Source organism: Catenibacterium sp. (genome assembly GCF_052354645.1).
In the GTDB taxonomy this organism is placed as follows: Bacteria; Bacillota_I; Bacilli_A; order Erysipelotrichales; family Coprobacillaceae; genus Catenibacterium; species Catenibacterium mitsuoka_A.
Window position 1 is genome coordinate 1 of sequence record NZ_DAWDDM010000289.1, and the last position, 2,493, is coordinate 2,493.

A 2,493-nucleotide genomic window follows, 5' to 3' on the forward strand; every position below is an offset into this window, starting at 1 on the left:
ATCTGTCATATGTGTATTCTTGATATGAGAAGTCATATCTACGATTCTCATTTTTACTCTATCTATATCATCATAATCATGTTTTATTTTACCTTTTAAGGAATCAATGACACCGCCACCAAGTCCTCCTAATCCAACAATAATAATAGGATCTGCTTGATTCATGTTTCTACTTAGTTGTAGCCCCATAAAGTTATCCTCCATTTCATAACCACAAATAATTTAGCCGTAACTATTCTAACATATTTTAAACACATTACAATAAAAATCAAAGGAAGCTGTAAAGCCCTGCTAGGACCTTACAGCTTCCCTTTTTTCATATAATAAGATGCTTTGATTATAAGAACACGATCTGTATAAGTATAACCATTTCTCATTATATGAGCATTGGAGAATTTCTTTCGGCAATTTTTATGCTGGTCAGCTTCCCCTTCATAACCAGCATTCTTTTTCTCTTGAGTCATATAAACCGCTTCCCCTCTTTCAATGCCATATATTATTATACAGTTATAATTATATATTACAATACATATTCATAACATATTCACATAATAATAACATAATATTAAAAAGAATAGGCCATTGCCTATTCTTCTACAAAATTGAATTTGTCTTTGTTTCTTTCTTTGAATACTTCAAAGAGAATATTTGTTTGATCAGGTGTAACACCTAATAAGCCATCTACACCCTCTTCTTTAGTAGGTACGACTTCAAAGATAGAAACCTGTGTTGTTGATTCATTATGTGGCATAAGAACAACATATGTACGCTTATCATAAGTGAATTGATCTAACATCTTGAACTCAACATCATTTCCTGATGCATCTTTTAATGTAATAATGTTTTTCATTGTGTTTACCTCGCGTATCCATTATGCCATAAGTATGTGTCTTACGACAATCATTTTTAACTGATCTGCCATTTTACATGAGAACCATGATCATCCTTGGATACAACTAATTGATCTTCTATTTCCTGTTTTAATTCTGATACATGGGAGATAATACCAATAAGTTTAGACCCTTCTGACATATCCATAAGTACTTTAACGGCTTCATCTCTTGAATGATCATCTAAAGAACCAAATCCTTCATCAATAAACATAATATCTAGATCAATACCTGATGCACTTTCTTTAATCTCATCTGCCATACCTAGGGCTAAAGAGAGTGCAGCCATGAATGACTCTCCACCTGATAATGTATTGATTTCTCTTTCAGAGTCAGTCACAAAAGAATAAACCATTAAATCTAAGCCTTTATTCTTACCTTCTCCTGCTTGTTCAATATTTTTAAGATGTAACTCATACTGACCTGCAGACATATCATAGAAACGGTTATTGGCCTCTATTAAGATACGTTCTAGGTATGTTCTTTGAACATATGTTTCTAAGTCCATTCTAGAGCCTGATACATTACCAGATAATTGGTTGTATAGAGTAGTTAATTGGTGGTTCTTATGAATCATTTCTTTTGCATGAGAAACAATCTTATCTAAGCTCTTTAATGATTCATTGTTGTTTAAATAAGTATGTTCTAATGATTGTACTTGAGTTAATTGTTTTGAATATGTCTCTAATATATCTTGATAATCTTTTTCTAGTACATCTAGTTTAGGAAGAGGTTGTCCATTGATACGTTTCTCTATTGTATCAATTTTAGAAGAGACACTGGCATGATTCTTAGAATAATCCATATAAGCTTGATTGAAACGCTGTATATCTTCTTTTTGATACTTAGAAGTAAGCTCCTGCCAAGAATCACATTTGTATTCTTCTACTTGGCTTGTATAAGTCTTATAAGACTCATCCCTGCTTCTTTCTAGTTGAGGAAGAGATTCTTTATAGGATGTAATAAGTGTTTGACACTTATTATAAATATCTGTAGATATATTTAATTTTTCTTTGAAGTTCTTATAAGCTGCCTCTTCTTCCTGTTTGTTCTTATTAAGTAGACTTATCGCATTTTGTGCTTCTTCTAATGAAGCATAGCTTAACTGGCTCTTTAATTGTGTCAATGTAGAATCAAGAGAAGCAAGCTTGACTTCATATTGATGAATATCATCAGTCAGTGATTTTACATTCTCTTCATATTGGTTTAACTGTGTTTCAATTGTTTCTAGTTCTTTTGTGAGTACTTGATAACGACTCTTTCTCACATTGAGTTCTTCTACAAGACGACTCAAAGTTTGTTTTTCATTTAGAAGTGTTTCTTTAATAGAATTAAGAGTAGATTCACTAGAGAGTGTGTCACTTAGAATCTTTAAATCATTCTTGTGTTTCTCTTTTAATTCATTTAAAGAATCTTTTAAAGATGAGGCTTTTGCGCTTTCTGTTTCTAGTAAGACAAATGCCTTGTCTTTTTCTCTTCTCATTTTTTCTAGTTCTTCTTTAGTGGCCACTTCTCCATCTTTTAAAGATGCAGGAAGTGGATGGTGGATGGAACCACAGACAGGACATGGAGTACCAACTTCAAGTGTTCTCGCAAGTAAACC

Annotated in this window: 4 protein-coding genes; all 4 read right to left on the reverse strand. The window is 32.3% G+C overall.

Annotated elements, in window-relative coordinates:
* The coding region (locus ACT8VG_RS10070) for a hypothetical protein (RefSeq protein ID WP_444195783.1) at positions 1-189 on the reverse strand (189 nt) is incomplete at its 3' end.
* A 110-nt stretch (positions 190-299) separates the two neighbouring features.
* The gene (locus ACT8VG_RS10075) at positions 300-464 is read right to left on the reverse strand and encodes a hypothetical protein (protein ID WP_195921358.1); all 165 of its coding nucleotides are present in this window, start codon (positions 462-464) and stop codon (positions 300-302) included.
* Positions 465-586: 122 nt separating this feature from the next.
* Positions 587-850 carry a DUF1292 domain-containing protein gene (locus ACT8VG_RS10080; RefSeq protein WP_444195784.1) on the reverse strand — a complete coding sequence of 88 codons (264 nt, stop codon included), beginning with the start codon at positions 848-850 and terminating at the stop codon, positions 587-589.
* Positions 851-906: 56 nt separating this feature from the next.
* On the reverse strand, positions 907-2,493 hold a 1,587-nt coding region (locus tag ACT8VG_RS10085; protein WP_444195785.1), incomplete at its 5' end, for an SbcC/MukB-like Walker B domain-containing protein.

Coding starts and splice junctions, on each gene's coding strand:
- ACT8VG_RS10075 (WP_195921358.1), bottom strand. CDS start 464: ATGACTCAAGAGAAAAAGAATGCTGGTTATGAAGGGGAAGCTGACCAG.
- ACT8VG_RS10080 (WP_444195784.1), bottom strand. CDS start 850: ATGAAAAACATTATTACATTAAAAGATGCATCAGGAAATGATGTTGAG.